Here is a 14,436-nt window from a genome sequence, read left to right on the forward strand (position 1 = left end):
ATTTGAGAGGGGAGGGCGATCACACTTTCATGATCGGGCCAGGGGCCAGATCACGTGATGTGCCTGCCCCGATCCAGACCGCGGCTCCGATAGTCTCGACCACTCCGTCCGTCACCACCAGGCCATCGCCGTCATTGCAGGCGATGATAGGGCGCTGCGTTATTCGACTGTATCGCACTAACTCTTCCCGATAGCTGGAATTGGCGTTCAGATGCGGAAAAAACTCGAAGGGCAGCAGATCCAGGGCATCGCCATCCCTGACATCTTCTGGCCGATTGTTAGAAAAGAGAGCGTCTGTAGCGATTGTGGGCGTCATGAGGATGGCGCCCGCACTGGTTCCAATCAGAAGTCCGCCCTCTAAGGCCCAGGATCGTAACGGGGCGGCCAAGTCGTTGCTCTTAAGCCGCTCCAGATAACCACGGGTATGGCCACCTGCTAGGTGGATGGCATCGCAGGCGAAAAGAGCATCGATAGCGGCTCCATTTTCTCCTTCATCCGTTTCGTGGAAATGACAGAGGTCCAGATCATATCTGGCGTAATAGGCTTTCCTCTCATGGAAGAACTGTCGTGTCGGCTCGGGGCCAGAGGGGATATAGCCGATGCGATTCCCAAGGTTTTTATGTGCCATCAGGGCCAGAAGCCGCTGATCGATGACGGCGTTCGCCGGTATGATCTGGTCGCTATAAAGTGCAAGATTGATCATCGAACGGCACTCACCTGACTTTCTCCCCCAAGGGTACGATGGCCGATCTTGGGATATCGGATAGGTCGATGGCGATGATAATCGGTTCTTGTGTTTGCGGTGCCTGCCACTGGACATTCAAAGGTGAAATCGAGGCGGCAACAATCTGCAACTGCACCCTGTGCCGCCGATATGGAACGCTCTGGGCCTATGGCCACGAAGGAGAGACGGTTCTTATTGACGGTCCCACAACAGCCTATGTGAGAGCGCAAGAGACTGAGCCGTCCCTTGAAACCCATTTCTGCGCAACCTGTGGCGGCATTCTCGGTTGGCGAGGGTTGAAGGTGTCTCCCGAGGGGCGTCGACGTATGGCCGTCAACCTACGGCTGGCATCACCCGAAGTGGTGGCGGACCTTCCCGTTCGACGTTTTGACGGCTCGGATAGTTTCAAACCTTTGGGGTCCGATGGCCGTTGTGTCCGGGATTTCCTGTTCTAAGCTTCGCGTTCTTCCCAGTCGCTTCGCAGCAGCGCCGTCACATGTTCGATCGTTTGCCTGCCATCGGCCAGGCAGCGGCTGGCAACCTTGCCCACGCGTCGATAGCCCAAGCTTTGCTGCATCGCCCAAGATCTGTCGTTGCCGTCGAAATATCCATTGATCAGTTTGGTCAGCCTTAATTCGTCAAAGGCAAATCGGATCTTGGCAGCGAATGCTTCCCGGCCGCAGCCCTGCCCCTGATAGGGGGCCGCGATCCAGATTCCTCCACCCGCGGCTCCTGCTTCCCGGTCGATTTTATTGAGGTTGACCCCTCCGATCAGCCGATGGGTCGTTTTATGTACGACTGCGAATTCATATTCAGTCGGGGAGCGGCTGGCGCTCGACAGATTCCGACATCTCTTGATCCAATTCTCGGCGTCTGACACCCGATAAGGGTGAGGAACGAAGGCGAGCCATTTTGCGAGTGCAAGATCGTTCAGGCCTTGCACAAGCGGATCGATGTCCCCCTCGGCCCAGGGGCGAAGGATGAGACGGGAGGTTTCGATTTCTACACCCACCGGTCCGCAGCCTCGATTGCCACTGGCAGTCATAGCGGTGATGCTAGAGAAACAACTGCCCGCTGGTATCTGGGCGGTCTTTGGTGCGTTTCGAGCGACTCATGACAAGTCGAGCGGCGAGTCCCAGTAGGACCAAAACAACCACCACGCCGAAGGCAATGATGGACTGATTGTTCGGATCTGCGTTCAGCATGCCGCTACTCCCCCCCCGGATAACGATGCTAGGTTGTGCGTATTTCGATACGCTCCCTCTGTAAGTGTCACAATGATCGCGAAGAGTCGATAGAGAATCGCACCTAAAAGGATATGTGCGGATAATGTTACAACCCCAGAGGATGTCTGTTGGTGATTTAATCTATTTTATTAAGCGGTTTCAGTCGCGATTTCAGAGCGCCATGCGGCTGGTGGGCTGCCAAAACAGCGGGAGAACGCCCGGCTGAACGCGGCTTCCGTGGCATATCCGGCCTGATACGCGATGGCGGTGATGGACTGATCGGCGGACAAGAGAGATTGGCTCGCCAGATAAAGACGCCAGTCGCGCAAATAGCGGATTGGTGACGTGTTTAGGACAATCCGGAATCGTTCGGACAGGCTGCTGCGGGAGAGGCCGGAGGCGAGAGCGAGTGCTTCTATACTCCAATCCTGGTCGGGGGCGGCGTGGAGCAGGGAAAGGCAGCGGGTGAGGGCAGGATCGGCCAAGGCTGCCAGCCAGCCACGATCCCCTGGGGTCTTCGCTGTCGTCATGCGATGACGGAGAATCTCGATAAAGAGAATCTCGGTCAGGCGACCCAGCATCGCGACTCCGCCGGCACGGGGACGGTCGACTTCCGCCACCATCTGGCTGATCGTCGCAGACATCCAGGAAAGATCATTAGCGCCGCGGGTCCTGACATGGATCAGCGTGGGCAGGGCGTCCCGCAGAGGCGCAAATCCCAGCGTATCGCACTGCAGATAGCCGCAGAGCAGGCGAGAAGGGCGCTGTTCTTCGCCATAACGCAGCATCGGAATGTCTCGCCAAGGTTTAGGCGGCAGGTCTCGGGTCGGCAGGACGAGCCGCCCATTAGAGCCGGATCCCAATTGATGACCGGTGCCAAAGGGAAACAGTACAACGTCGCCTGCTTCCAGCGAGGCTTCGATGCCGTCCATCTTCAGCCAGCATTCACCCTCCACAACCACATGGAAAGGCATGGCGCCGTTAGCTCTGGCTGCCAGCCTGGACATGGCGGGAACACCATCGGTCTGCCAATCACCCGAGGGCATGAAACAGAATTGCAGCGAACCAGATAGTCGAATCCGGGAGAGGAGTGATGATAGGACGTCGTCCCGCTCGACACCAAGCCGGCCGCGCGGATTTTCGGGCAAGTTTTTCGGCGCCTCGGCCAAAGACATGACCTTCCCGTGCCAAGTATTGATGGAGGACATCAATCAATCACGGGACTATACCATGCAACCCACGACAGACAAGCTTGTAATCCTTATGACCAAAGGGATCGATTCGGAAGTTTCTTCGGTCGCTTTCACCCTGGCCAACGGCGCTTTGACCGCTGGGTTGAAGGTGTCGATCTTCCTAACCAGCACCGCCATCGATCTGGTTCGCAAGGGTGGGCAGCGCTTTACACAAGTGGCACCGCTCGACCCGCTGGCAGCGCTGATCGAGGATTTTCAGAAACGTGGCGGCGCGATCTGGGCATGTCCTCCTTGCGTGAAGGCGCGCGGTTATGAGCAGGCCGATCTGCTGGACGGTGTTATCATCATCGGTGGCAGTGCCATGTTCGCCGAAATCAAGGACGGAGCGGCCACGCTTTCCTTCTAAGACGCGAGCCGTCGGGCCTTTTCCGATGCTTGAAGATGCAGCACCCGTGCGATGAACGCCATCGCGCGGGTGCTGGCGTCACGGAGATATTGGTTCGGCCCCAGCATCTTGCGCTGGTTGAGCTCGGCTGTGTCGAGCAGATCGAAGCTGACCCGCTCGATGGCGCAATCCCAGCCGGGATAACGGGCAGACCAACCTCTTGCGTGATGGGCAAGGAGGCGGTTCCGAAGGGAATAGCCATGATAATCGAAGGCGATGCACCCATCCGTCACATAGGCATGACCGCCTGCAAACCCCTCGGCTGGAATGATGCGTTCGGCATAAAAGCCCGGTAGCGGCGGATCCCGCAGATAGACGCCTGCCAGGATATGGCAGGCCCCATAGCCAAAAAATATCCGATCCGGCAGCGCCCAACGGCGTGGGTGGTCCTTCTTGATACCGGGCTTCAGAATATACATCGGCGGTAGATTTCCTATTCGCTCAAGGTCAATGCGCCCATGACCTGTTGAATATCGGCGACGTTCAGAGACCGACCGGGAGCGGCGCAAAAGTAGCCCCAGAAGGCTGCTGAAACGGTAGCTTTCTGTGTGCGCCAGGCGGCACACTCCCGCTGGTCGGCCCCCTCGAAATTCACGACACCTTTTACGATCTCGACGGTTTCGAGCCCACCGGTCAGAGCCGTATTCAGTGTGGCGGTCTCGCGACCGTCGGGTGACATGCGCGCCTTTTGGTTCATGAAGGGCGGCGCCAGGGAATAGAGGGTGTCCATCGGACCGCCGGACCAGGAAAACTTGAGGCGGCTTGTGTGATAGTTAATCCAGGCAATTGGACCAGGGGTTTTAGGATTATGTCCCCCCATTAGCAGGGCATCGCGCTGGTCTCCATTCGGCCGAGTGAGCATCTCTTTCTGAAAGAATTCCGCGTCGGGTGCGGCGGAACTGATGCTCAGCCGGCTTTTCGCGACGTCCCCCGGTGTCCAGTTCCCCGTGTATTGCGCATGGGTGGGTGCGGCGGCTGTGACAAGCCCAGCGATCAGGGTAGTCAGATAAAAGCGCATACCAGAGGCCTCGTTCAGCTTAAGGGGGGGAATCTCAACGTGGCTATACCATGGGTGGTTGAGGCGCTTGAAGCTTTTGCGACCGGAGCGCAGCAGCGATTCCTCTGCCCCGGCTTTCTACATCCTTAAATAGATTTCATGAGTTTTTATTCACTTCAAATGGCCCCGCATCAGGACGTCAGATCGTTGGGAACATTGGCCGTGTGTGGCCGTTGCTTCATGGGTTGAAGCTTTGGTACAGGGGGAAGTCAGATGCGTCGTCGGGATCTGTTGTTGGGAGGCATTGCACTGGCGGGAGCGGGGGTTGCTTCGGGCTGGGTTTATGCCGCGCCATCGGCAGCCCCAGCCTCTACCGCGAAGCCTGCCGCCGCGACGGCGTTCGAGGCATCCGCCGTGCGTAGGAATGCGCAGTCACTGGCACAGGCGCCCTATGCCATCAAAGACAACAAGCTGCCGGATGTCCTGGCGAAGCTGAGCTATGACGATTACCGCAAGATCCGCTTCGATGCCGACCGTTCGCTCTGGCGTGGCAGCGGTCGACCCTATGAGGCGCAGTTCTTCCATCGCGGCTTCCTCTATAAGGATCGGGTACAGATATTCGAGGTCGCGGACGGCAAGGCGACCGAGATCGCCTATGCGCCGGAGCTTTTCCGCACCGATGACCTGCAATTGCCAGCGCAAGCCGATCAGGGCTTTGCCGGGTTCCGCCTGCATGGCCCGATCAACAAGCTGGATTATTTTGACGAGATCTGCGCGTTCCTGGGGGCGAGCTATTTCCGAGCGGTCGCCAAGGGGCAAGTCTATGGCCTGTCTGCGCGCGGGCTTGCGATCAAGACGGCCTCGGCTGAAGGGGAGGAGTTTCCCGCTTTCCGCAGCTTCTGGATTGAACGGCCGAACCCCGGTGCACGCTCCATCGTCGTTCATGCGCTGCTGGACAGTCCCAGCGCGGCGGCGGCCTATCGTTTCTCGGTAACGCCGCAGGAGGTGACCACGCTGTTCGATGTGGAGATGGTGCTCTATCCCCGCATCGATATCGCCGAGGCTGGGATCGCGCCATTGACCAGCATGTTCTATTTCGCCGCCAACGATCGGATCGGGGTCGATGACTTCCGCCCTGCGGTCCATGACAGCGATGGGCTGGCGATCTGGAGCGGCCGGGGGGAACAGCTTTGGCGACCGCTCGCCAATCCCGAGGAGCTTCAGGTTTCGAGCTTCGTCGATGACGGGGTGCGGGGCTTCGGCCTGATGCAGCGGCGCAGACATTTCTCAGACTTCAAGGATGTCGAGGCGCGCTACGATCAGCGACCCAGCCTATGGGTGGAGCCAGTGGGCAATTGGGGCAAGGGCGCCGTGCATCTGGTCGAGATTCCGACCAAAAGCGAGATCCACGATAATATCGTCGCCTCCTGGCGCCCGGCTGTGCCGCTGAAAGCCAAGTCGGAATATATCTTCAATTATCGCCTCCATTGGTGTTCGCAGAACCCCGGTACGACCCCGCTCGCGACCGTGGCTGAAACCATGATAGGCGGGAGCGGCCGGGAAGGTTCACGCCTTGTCGTGATCGAACTGACGGGGGAGTCCCTGCGCAATCTGCCCGATGGCAAGCAGTTCCAGGTCGAGGTATCGGCGGACAAGGGGCGGACGGCCTTTCCTGTCGCCCATCCCAATCCCATAACCGGCGGCTGGCGCATGAGTTTTGAGTTCATGCCCGATGACGCCAAGGTCGTGGAACTGCGGGCGGTCCTCAAAAACGAAGGCCAGCCGGTTTCCGAAACCTGGATCTATCGGTGGACGGCATGACGACGAATTTCCGCGATCTGCCGATCCTTAGTCCGGCACTTCCTCCCGAAACGGGGATGGAGATGCCTGTTCAGGATTTGTCGACCCCCGCCCAAAGACGCAAAGCCCAGGCGATGGCGCAGGCCTTCTGGCGGCGCTGCCTCGTCCTGGGAGGGGCCACGGGCCTGACGGGCTTTGCCGCCTATCAGATGTATGCCGTCGTGCGACTGGGGGGCGTGACGATTATCGAAGGCGCCATCCTGGGACTGTTCTGCCTGCTCTTTGCCTGGATCGCCGTTTCCTTCACCAGTGGGATTGCCGGATTTATCTCGATGCTTGCTCAAGGCGGGCTTGGTCTTGGGATCGCAGCGGATGGCAAGTTACCGCGTCTGAGGGGCCGGACGGCTCTGCTGATGCCGACTTATAACGAAGATCCTGAGCGGGTTATGGCCGGGCTTCAGGCGATCTATGAGCAGATCGAAGTCGTTGGCGCGATCGAGCATTTCGATATCTTCATCCTGTCCGACACCACCAATCCCGAGCTGTTCGATAGCGAGGAAACGGCTTTCCTGACGTTGCGCGACCGCACGAACGGGTCGGAGCGCATCTTCTATCGCCGCCGGGAGAAGAATATCGAGCGCAAGGCCGGCAACATCGCCGATTGGGTCCGTCGCTGGGGCGGCGCCTATCCGCAGATGCTGATCCTGGACGCCGACAGTCTGATGTCGGGCGAAAGCATCGTCCATCTGGCGGCAGCCATGGAACGCAATCCCGGCGTAGGGCTGATCCAGACCCTGCCGATGGTGGTGAATGGTACCAGCCTCTTTGCCCGCCTGCAGCAGTTCGCGGGCAAGACCTATGGTCCCCTGATCGCCCATGGCATCGCCTGGTGGCATGGGTCGGAGGGCAATTACTGGGGGCACAATGCGATTATCCGGACGGAGGCTTTCGCCCAGCAGTGCGGCCTGCCACACCTGAAGGGTCGCAAGCCTTTCGGCGGGCATATCCTCAGCCATGATTTTGTCGAGGCAGCGCTGCTGCGACGGGGTGGTTGGCGGGTGCATATGGTTCCGGCATTGGATGGCAGTTACGAGGAAAGCCCGCCATCGCTCTGGGATCTGGCGATCCGCGATCGGCGCTGGTGTCAGGGCAATCTGCAACATGCCGGATTGCTGACGGCGCGGGGGCTGCATTGGGTCAGCCGCATTCATTTCCTGAACGGCATTGGCTCCTATCTGGCCGCGCCGCTGTGGCTCTTGTTCCTGCTGCTGGGTGTCGTGGCCGCCTTTCAAGCCGGGTTTGTTCGGCCTGACTATTTCCCCAAGGGTCTAGCGCTCTTCCCGACCTGGCCGCAGCAGGATCCGATCCGCGCGCTCTGGCTGTTCATCGGCACCCTCTGTGTACTGCTGACGCCCAAGCTGCTGGCTTTCGTGGTTCTGCTGGTGCAGGGCGAGCGGAGGCGAGGGGCGGGCGGGGCGTTCCGGGCGTTTCTGAGCCTGATCCTGGAAACGCTGCTGTCGGCGCTGCTCGCGCCGGTGACGATGATCAATCAGACCGGGGACGTGATCTCGATCCTGCTGGGACAGGATAGCGGATGGAAGCCGCAGACCCGCGACGGCGGCGGCGTGCTGTTCAGATGGGTCGCCCGCCGCTACGCCCTGCACACGGTGCTGGGAATGGTCCTGGCTGCCGCTTCCTACGCTATTTCTACGCCATTCGCGCTCTGGATGGCGCCGGTGACGGCCGGGCTCGTGTTGGCGATTCCGCTGGCCTGGTTCACGGCCTCTTCTGCCCTTGGGGTTGCCCTGCAACGGTGGGGAATTCTGGCGATTCCGGAGGAGCGGCGACCGGTGGATGTCCTGGTGCGCGCGGCGACCTTACGCGCCCACCCGAGGATAGCGGGACGCAAACTCATCGAGGGTTAGAAAAACGCCCCGGTTATAACCGGGGCGTTTTTTTACCGGATCAGGTGCGGGCTTTGCTTTTCTCCGGCGCGGGGGGCCCATTTTCCAAGCCAGCGGTGCTGACGGGGGATTTGGTGTTTTTCGTATGGTTTGTGCCGCGAGCCGCCTGAGGCTGAGCAACTGTCGCTCCAGCGGCCAGGAGGGCAGCGACGATGATCGGACCTTTGATCAAATATCGGTTCATAATGAGTCCCTCCAAAAATGCAGATCAATGCCGCTTCAAAAGGAAAACGATTTCAAAATGACAATGTTCCTAATGAAAACAGATGGTTAACGATCTTGTCCCGCAAGAAAAGGTCTTATGTCACAAGTATGCGACTCTTGAGAAATTCTATTTGGGTTAACGTTTAAGGCCGGACGGAGCTGCCCTTGCTGCGCCCACAGCCAGCAGGAAACCCTGATGGAACCCAAAACTTACATAGTCAAACCTTCGGAAAACCTATGGAGCCTCGCTTACGACAAGCTGGAGTTCCTGTTTCCGATTCGGGGCGATGCCCTGACCACAGCCATCAAGGCGGCAAGGCTTGCTGCCGTTGAAGGCGGACAGACCCGCGTTGTGCTGCAAAGCCATGACGCCAGCGTGATCGAGGTCTGGCGCTCTGCCTCTCCGGCCGCGCGGCAGCGTAAGGCCAGCCCATCGCTCTAATAAAAAGGGGGGAATTGCTTTACATCGGTCATCACCAGATCGAATAGAGCATCAGGAAGCCGACAAAGACCATGACCGTCAGCCCGCCGAGGAAAAGAGCATCCGCGATCTGGGTCAGGCGCGTCGCTGTCTGATCATGGCGGGTCCGCAAGGCCCAGAAGATGGCATAGCAGCTGAGCAGGAAGGCCAGCGCGCAAATGGCCAGCAGATCATCCGCCAGCGTTCCAGTCGCCTGTGTGCCGGTTAGGGTGCGGAATAGGGTGACGCCCGTGATCGAAAGCCCGGCGAGGGTGCCTGAAAGCGACAGCAGGCTGATCAGTTCCTCGCGCGCCCAGCGACGTTTTTCCAGGGTGAGCTTTTCCGCCATCTTGAGGCTTCCTTTGACGCCGATCTGCACCAGAGTGCCGGGCGCGGGAGTGAAGGGCAAGCGGCCGATCAGTCGTCATTATTTCCCTCAAGAAGGCGCTTCAGATCGGCGGGCGCCCAGGGTTTGGCCATGAAAATGGTGCCGTCGCGCGGATCCTGTTCCTGCAGACGCACATGACCCGATGATATGATGACCTTTACCGTGGGATAGCGTTGCGCCACCTCGCGCGCCAAGGCTTCGCCATCCAGGCGGCCGGGCATGCGGATATCGGTATAGACGACTTTTATCGCGTCATGATGCTGGCGAATAAAGCCGATGGCTTCGTCCGCGGTCGTAAAGCCCATCGTCTCGAAATTCATATCTTCAAGAACAGAAGTCGCAAGTTCACGTATGATGAACTCATCGTCGATGACCACTGCCAAAGGCTTGGGCGGTATGTTTCGATTCGTAGACATGTCAAAATAACTACAGATCTGCGTCTTTGTTCCAGCGCTTCGAGAGTCAGAACGGTGATCAGCTCGTGAGTGTTTTGAGCGGCACAGCGAGTCTTATGGTTAATCCTTCCTGCTCCCAGATCCTTTCCAAGCGCCCGCCAAGCCTGCCGTTCACGGTGCCATCGGCCAACAGACTGCCAAAGCCTTTGCGATCGGGTGGGTTTCCGATTGTCGGTCCCCCGCGTTCCTGCCAGAGCAGATGCAACTGCTGATCGTCGACTGACCAGGAAACGGCGATGCTGCCGTCGCGATTTGTCAAAGCGCCATACTTCATGGCGTTGGTCGCAAATTCCTGCAGCAGAAGAGCGGTATCCGTCACCGCCAACGGACCGATAGCCAGCGGTGGCCCTTGGATGCGTATCCGCTGGTCGCTCGACTCCTCGCGATACGGCTCCAGCACTTTCTCGACCACGGCGGCGAAATCTGCGGCATGGCCGGGCGTTTCCTCCTGGCCTGTCTTAATAGGCAGAACCATGTCGTGGGCGCGGGCAAGGGAGGAGAGGCGGCGGGTAAGAAGGTCTCGCAACTCGCTCGCCGATTCCGCCGATTGATCACAGAGCGTGATCAGACCGGTCGTCAGTGAGAAGAGGTTTTTCACGCGGTGGGACATTTCGTGCAGAAGCATACCCTGCTTCTGCTGGGCAAGGCGCTGGGCCGTGATATCGCGGGCTATCTTCGATGCGCCGACGATGGTGCCGTCATCCGCTTTGATGGGCGAAATTGTCAGCGAGATGTCGAGCAGCCTGCCGTCTTTATGCAGGCGGATGGTGTTGTAATGTTCGATCCGCTCGCCGCGCGATATGCGGGATAGGATTTCCGTCTCCTCGCTCCAGCGATCGGGCGGGATAACCTGAGTGATAGGGCGGCCGATCATCTCTTCTGCCGTATAGCCGAAGATATGCTCGGCGCCCCGGTTCCAGGAGGTCACGATACCTTGCATGGTCTTGCTGATAATGGCGTCGTTCGACGAATCGACGACCGCCTTCAGATGATTCGCCAGCCAGTTATTCTGCTGCATCCGTGTCCCCGGCTTTTCGCAGTTTTCCCATCATGGGTTCCTTGGTCTAAGGCGCATCCCCTGCTGGAAAACTACTATTTTGCCGGAGACCAGGGACTGCAAGAGGCGAAATACGCCTCCCGCATTTTGTCTCCGGCTTTTCAGATCTATAACGCTTAGAAGATGTCCGGTTCGCGCGTTGCACCCCCGAAGGAGGTTTGCAGGAAATCGAAGTCACAGCCCTTGTCGGCCTGGCCGATATGACGGTTGAACATCCAGCCGTAGCCGCGTTCGAACCGGGGCGGCAGGGGCTTCCAATCGGCCTGGCGCCGGGTCAGTTCTGTATCGGAGACGTCGAGATTGATCGTGCGGGCATCGACATCGACGGAAATAATGTCGCCGGTGCGCACCAACGCGAGCGGGCCACCGATATATGCCTCGGGTGACACGTGCAGGATACAGGCGCCATAGGAGGTGCCGCTCATGCGGGCGTCGGAGATGCGGACCATGTCGCGTACGCCCTGCTTCACCAGCTTTTTCGGGATCGGCAGCATGCCCCATTCCGGCATACCGGGGCCGCCTTGGGGGCCCGCGTTGCGCAGGATAAGCACATGGTCGGCGGTGACCTCCAGGCTTTCATCCTCGACAGCCTTCTTCATCGACGGGTAATCGTCGAAGACCAGGGCGGGGCCGGAGTGTTTGCGCAGGTGGGGCGCACAGGCGCTGGGTTTGATCACGCAACCATCGGGCGCGATATTGCCCTTGAGCACTGCAAGGGCGCCCGAGGCATAGACGGGATTGTCCATCGGACGGATCACATCGTCGTCATGCACCTCGGCACCCGCGATATTCTCGCCCAGGCTCCTGCCGGTGACGGTCATGGCGTCAAGGTGCAGATGATCCGTCAGGCGCGACATCAGCCCCGGCAGACCGCCCGCATAGAAGAAGTCTTCCATCAGGTATTTTTCGCCGCTCGGACGCACATTGCCGATGACCGGGATATGGCTCGCGGCTTCGAAGTCATCGAGGGTGATATCGCAGCCTGCACGCCGCCCCTGGGCGATCAGATGGATGATGGCATTGGTGGAACAGCCCATAGCCATGGCGACGGCTATGGCATTCTCGAAGGCCTTGATGGTCTGGATCTTGTTGGGTGTCAGATCCTCCCAAACCATCTCCACAATCCGTTGGCCTGAAGCCGAACACATGCGGATGTGATTGCTGTCCGGGGCGGGGATCGAAGAAGCGCCGGGCAAGGTCATCCCCAGGCTCTCCGCGATGGCGGTCATGGTGGAAGCGGTGCCCATCGTCATGCAGGTGCCGTCAGAGCGCGCGATACCCGCCTCGATATTCGTCCAGTCCTGGTCGGAGATATTACCCGCTCGCCGCTCGTCCCAGAATTTCCAGGCATCAGAGCCCGACCCCAGAACCTTGCCCTTCCAGTTACCGCGCAGCATCGGTCCGGCGGGGACATAGATACAGGGAAGCCCGGCGCTTGTGGCACCCATCAGCAGGGCGGGCGTGGTCTTGTCGCAGCCGCCCATCAGCACCGCGCCATCGATGGGATGGCAGCGCAGCAGTTCTTCCACATCCATCGCCAGCATGTTGCGATAGAGCATGGTGGTCGGCTTCACATACTGCTCGGCCAGGGATAGCGCCGGAAGCTCGATAGGCAGGCCCCCGGCCTGCAGAACCCCGCGTTTGACATCCTCCACCCGGTGCTTGAAGTGGGCGTGGCAGGGGTTGATGTCCGACCAGGTATTGACGATCGCGATGACCGGCTTGTCTTTCCAGTCGGTGGTGCCATAGCCCATCTGCATGAAGCGGGAGCGGTGGCCGAAGCCGCGCAGGTCATCGGGGGCGAACCAGCGGGCGCTGCGAAGGTCGGTGGGTTTTTTGCGGGTGGTGGAAGCCATGGGAGTTCTAGCCTTGCATGCCCCAGCGGCGGACTGTCCGGCGCTCCAGGGTTCGGAAAAACAGATTTTCGACGATGAGACCGATGATGATGACGGTCAGAAGCCCCGCGAAGACCGAGGGGATATCCAGGATGTTGCGGTTCTCGAAGATGAACCAGCCGAGCCCGCCCTTACCGGACGAGACACCGAAGACCAGCTCGGCCGCGATCAGGGTGCGCCAGGCAAAGGCCCAGCCGATCTTGAGGCCGGTCAGGATCGACGGGAAGGCCGCCGGGATCAGGATGCGGAAGACGTAGGGCAGGCCGGTCAGCCCATAGTTCCGCCCGACCATCCGCAGAGTCTGCGACACGCTCAGGAAACCCGCGTGGGTATTCAGCGCAACGGCCCACAGCACGGAATGGATCAGCACAAAGACAAGGCTTGTCGCCCCCAACCCGAACCAGATCAACGCCAGCGGCAGCAGTGCGATGGCAGGCAGCGGATTGAACATCGCCGTCATGGTTTCCAGGAAGTCGGTGCCGATCTGCGTGTTGATCGCCAGCACCGTTAAAGTCCCGGCCAGCACGATCCCGATGGCGTAACCCGACAGCAGGATCTTGATCGACGTCCAGGCGCGGGCAGGCAGTACGCCGCTGGCGATACTTTCCTGAAAGGCGATCATCGTGTCCGACAGGGTCGGGAAAGTCAGGGGATTGCCCAGCAGACGGGCATAGATCTCCCAGATAATCGCGAGCACCACGATCAGCAGACTCTTGCGCAAGGTCGGGCTGGTCCAGGCGAGTTCCAGGGCGGACAGCTTGCGCTCAATCACTTCGACTTTACCGGCGCCGGGCTTCTGATCCTCGCGCAGGTGGATGGTTGCCTCGCTCATTCGCGGTGTCCTTCTTCCTGGAAGAGGAGATCGTGGATCTGGCGCTCCAGCCGGGCCGCAGCTTCTGGATCGGCGGCAGACAGCTGAACATCCGTAACCTCGGCCTTCACCCGGCCGGGGTGGGGGGAGAGCAGCAGGATGCGATTGCCGATGCGGATAGCCTCGGCGATGGAGTGGGTGACGAACAGCACCGTGAAGCGGGTGTCCTCCCACAGTTGCAGCAGCTCGTCCTGCATGCGGCGGCGGGTGAGGGCGTCCAGGGCGGCAAAAGGCTCGTCCATCAGCAGGATGTCCGGCTCCATCGCCATGCCGCGGGCAATGGCGACACGTTGCTTCATCCCGCCCGACAGGGTGTGGGGGTAGTTATCCTCGAAGCCCGTCAGACGCACCTTGTCCACATAGGCGCGGGCGCGTTCCTCGGCTTCCTTGCGGCTCATCTTGCGGGCGGTCTGGAGGGGGAACATCACGTTTTCCAGCACCGTGCGCCAGGGCAGCAGCTGGTCGAATTCCTGGAAGACCATCATGCGGTCGGCGCCGGGCTTCTTCACCACCCGGTCCTTGATGCGGATTTCGCCCGCATCGGGTTTCATATAGCCGCCGACGGCCTTCAACAGGGTTGACTTGCCACAGCCCGACGGGCCGAGCAGGACGAAGCGGTCTGATTGATTGACGTTGAAGCTGACGCCGTCGGTCGCTGTGATGAGGCTGGTTGCAGTCTTATAGCGCAGGGTCACCGCCTGCACGTCCAGAAGGGCCGTCATGCTGTCTTCCTATCTTCGAACCGGAAGAACCCCGC

Annotated in this window: 17 protein-coding genes; 5 read left to right on the plus strand and 12 right to left on the minus strand. The window is 59.8% G+C overall.

The window, feature by feature from the left end; genetic code table 11:
• Nucleotides 1–19: 19 nt before the first annotated feature.
• Nucleotides 20–703 (minus strand): Type 1 glutamine amidotransferase-like domain-containing protein, encoded by a 684-nt coding sequence (locus tag ACFSM5_RS08005; protein ID WP_379875797.1) that lies wholly within the window; start codon nt 701–703, stop codon nt 20–22.
• Nucleotides 704–777: 74 nt separating this feature from the next.
• Between ACFSM5_RS08005 and ACFSM5_RS22210 the strand changes: the two genes are divergently transcribed.
• The gene (locus ACFSM5_RS22210) at nt 778–1,179 is read left to right on the plus strand and encodes a GFA family protein (RefSeq protein WP_465261234.1); all 402 of its coding nucleotides are present in this window, start codon (nt 778–780) and stop codon (nt 1,177–1,179) included.
• Here ACFSM5_RS22210 and ACFSM5_RS08010 read toward each other — a convergent pair.
• From ACFSM5_RS08010 to ACFSM5_RS08020, 3 genes are all read right to left on the minus strand, one after another.
• A complete protein-coding gene (locus tag ACFSM5_RS08010; RefSeq protein ID WP_379875798.1) occupies nt 1,176–1,736 on the minus strand; it encodes a GNAT family N-acetyltransferase in 561 nt (186 codons plus the stop codon). The genes ACFSM5_RS22210 and ACFSM5_RS08010 overlap by 4 nt on opposite strands.
• Before the next feature lie 43 nt (nt 1,737–1,779).
• The gene (locus ACFSM5_RS08015; protein ID WP_379875799.1) at nt 1,780–1,929 is read right to left on the minus strand and encodes a hypothetical protein; all 150 of its coding nucleotides are present in this window, start codon (nt 1,927–1,929) and stop codon (nt 1,780–1,782) included.
• Between the two features lie 170 nt (nt 1,930–2,099).
• A complete protein-coding gene (locus ACFSM5_RS08020) occupies nt 2,100–3,158 on the minus strand; it encodes an AraC family transcriptional regulator (protein ID WP_379875800.1) in 1,059 nt (352 codons plus the stop codon).
• Nucleotides 3,159–3,180: 22 nt separating this feature from the next.
• Between ACFSM5_RS08020 and ACFSM5_RS08025 the strand changes: the two genes are divergently transcribed.
• Nucleotides 3,181–3,549, plus strand: a complete 369-nt coding sequence (locus ACFSM5_RS08025) for a DsrE family protein (protein ID WP_379875801.1) — start codon at nt 3,181–3,183, stop codon at nt 3,547–3,549.
• Here the strand turns inward: ACFSM5_RS08025 and ACFSM5_RS08030 are convergent.
• Together ACFSM5_RS08030 and ACFSM5_RS08035 are read right to left on the minus strand one after the other, a co-directional pair.
• Nucleotides 3,546–4,007, minus strand: a complete 462-nt coding sequence (locus ACFSM5_RS08030) for a hypothetical protein (RefSeq protein ID WP_379875802.1) — start codon at nt 4,005–4,007, stop codon at nt 3,546–3,548. The two genes, ACFSM5_RS08025 and ACFSM5_RS08030, sit on opposite strands and share 4 nt — an antisense overlap.
• Nucleotides 4,008–4,021: 14 nt before the next feature.
• Nucleotides 4,022–4,606, minus strand: coding sequence for a hypothetical protein (locus tag ACFSM5_RS08035; RefSeq protein ID WP_379875803.1), 585 nt, complete (start codon nt 4,604–4,606; stop codon nt 4,022–4,024).
• Between the two features lie 252 nt (nt 4,607–4,858).
• Between ACFSM5_RS08035 and ACFSM5_RS08040 the strand changes: the two genes are divergently transcribed.
• The 3 genes from ACFSM5_RS08040 to ACFSM5_RS08050 all read left to right on the plus strand — a co-directional run bounded on the left by ACFSM5_RS08040 (nt 4,859) and on the right by ACFSM5_RS08050 (nt 8,995).
• A complete protein-coding gene (locus ACFSM5_RS08040) occupies nt 4,859–6,406 on the plus strand; it encodes an OpgD/OpgG family glucan biosynthesis protein (protein WP_379875804.1) in 1,548 nt (515 codons plus the stop codon).
• On the plus strand, nt 6,403–8,310 hold the full coding sequence (gene mdoH, locus ACFSM5_RS08045) for a glucans biosynthesis glucosyltransferase MdoH (RefSeq protein WP_379875805.1): 1,908 nt from the start codon (nt 6,403–6,405) through the stop codon (nt 8,308–8,310). The genes ACFSM5_RS08040 and mdoH overlap by 4 nt, the downstream gene beginning before the upstream one ends.
• Before the next feature lie 439 nt (nt 8,311–8,749).
• The gene (locus tag ACFSM5_RS08050) at nt 8,750–8,995 is read left to right on the plus strand and encodes a hypothetical protein (RefSeq protein WP_379875806.1); all 246 of its coding nucleotides are present in this window, start codon (nt 8,750–8,752) and stop codon (nt 8,993–8,995) included.
• 31 nt (nt 8,996–9,026) lie between these two features.
• Here ACFSM5_RS08050 and ACFSM5_RS08055 read toward each other — a convergent pair whose 3' ends face one another.
• From ACFSM5_RS08055 to ACFSM5_RS08080, 6 genes are all read right to left on the minus strand, one after another.
• Nucleotides 9,027–9,422 (minus strand): hypothetical protein, encoded by a 396-nt coding sequence (locus tag ACFSM5_RS08055; protein ID WP_379875807.1) that lies wholly within the window; start codon nt 9,420–9,422, stop codon nt 9,027–9,029.
• 8 nt (nt 9,423–9,430) lie between these two features.
• The gene (locus ACFSM5_RS08060) at nt 9,431–9,817 is read right to left on the minus strand and encodes a response regulator (protein WP_379875808.1); all 387 of its coding nucleotides are present in this window, start codon (nt 9,815–9,817) and stop codon (nt 9,431–9,433) included.
• Nucleotides 9,818–9,875: 58 nt separating this feature from the next.
• Nucleotides 9,876–10,874, minus strand: a complete 999-nt coding sequence (locus ACFSM5_RS08065; RefSeq protein WP_379875809.1) for a PAS domain S-box protein — start codon at nt 10,872–10,874, stop codon at nt 9,876–9,878.
• A gap of 155 nt (nt 10,875–11,029) precedes the next feature.
• Nucleotides 11,030–12,769 (minus strand): L-arabinonate dehydratase, encoded by a 1,740-nt coding sequence (gene araD / locus ACFSM5_RS08070; RefSeq protein WP_379875810.1) that lies wholly within the window; start codon nt 12,767–12,769, stop codon nt 11,030–11,032.
• A gap of 7 nt (nt 12,770–12,776) precedes the next feature.
• On the minus strand, nt 12,777–13,640 hold the full coding sequence (locus tag ACFSM5_RS08075) for an ABC transporter permease (protein ID WP_379875811.1): 864 nt from the start codon (nt 13,638–13,640) through the stop codon (nt 12,777–12,779).
• Nucleotides 13,637–14,401, minus strand: coding sequence for an ABC transporter ATP-binding protein (locus ACFSM5_RS08080; RefSeq protein ID WP_379875812.1), 765 nt, complete (start codon nt 14,399–14,401; stop codon nt 13,637–13,639). Before ACFSM5_RS08080 ends, ACFSM5_RS08075 begins: the two co-directional genes overlap by 4 nt.
• Nucleotides 14,402–14,436: the final 35 nt, after the last annotated feature.

Origin of the sequence: Lacibacterium aquatile (genome assembly GCF_042683105.1) — a bacterium.
Lineage (GTDB): Bacteria > Pseudomonadota > Alphaproteobacteria > Elsterales > Elsteraceae > Lacibacterium > Lacibacterium aquatile.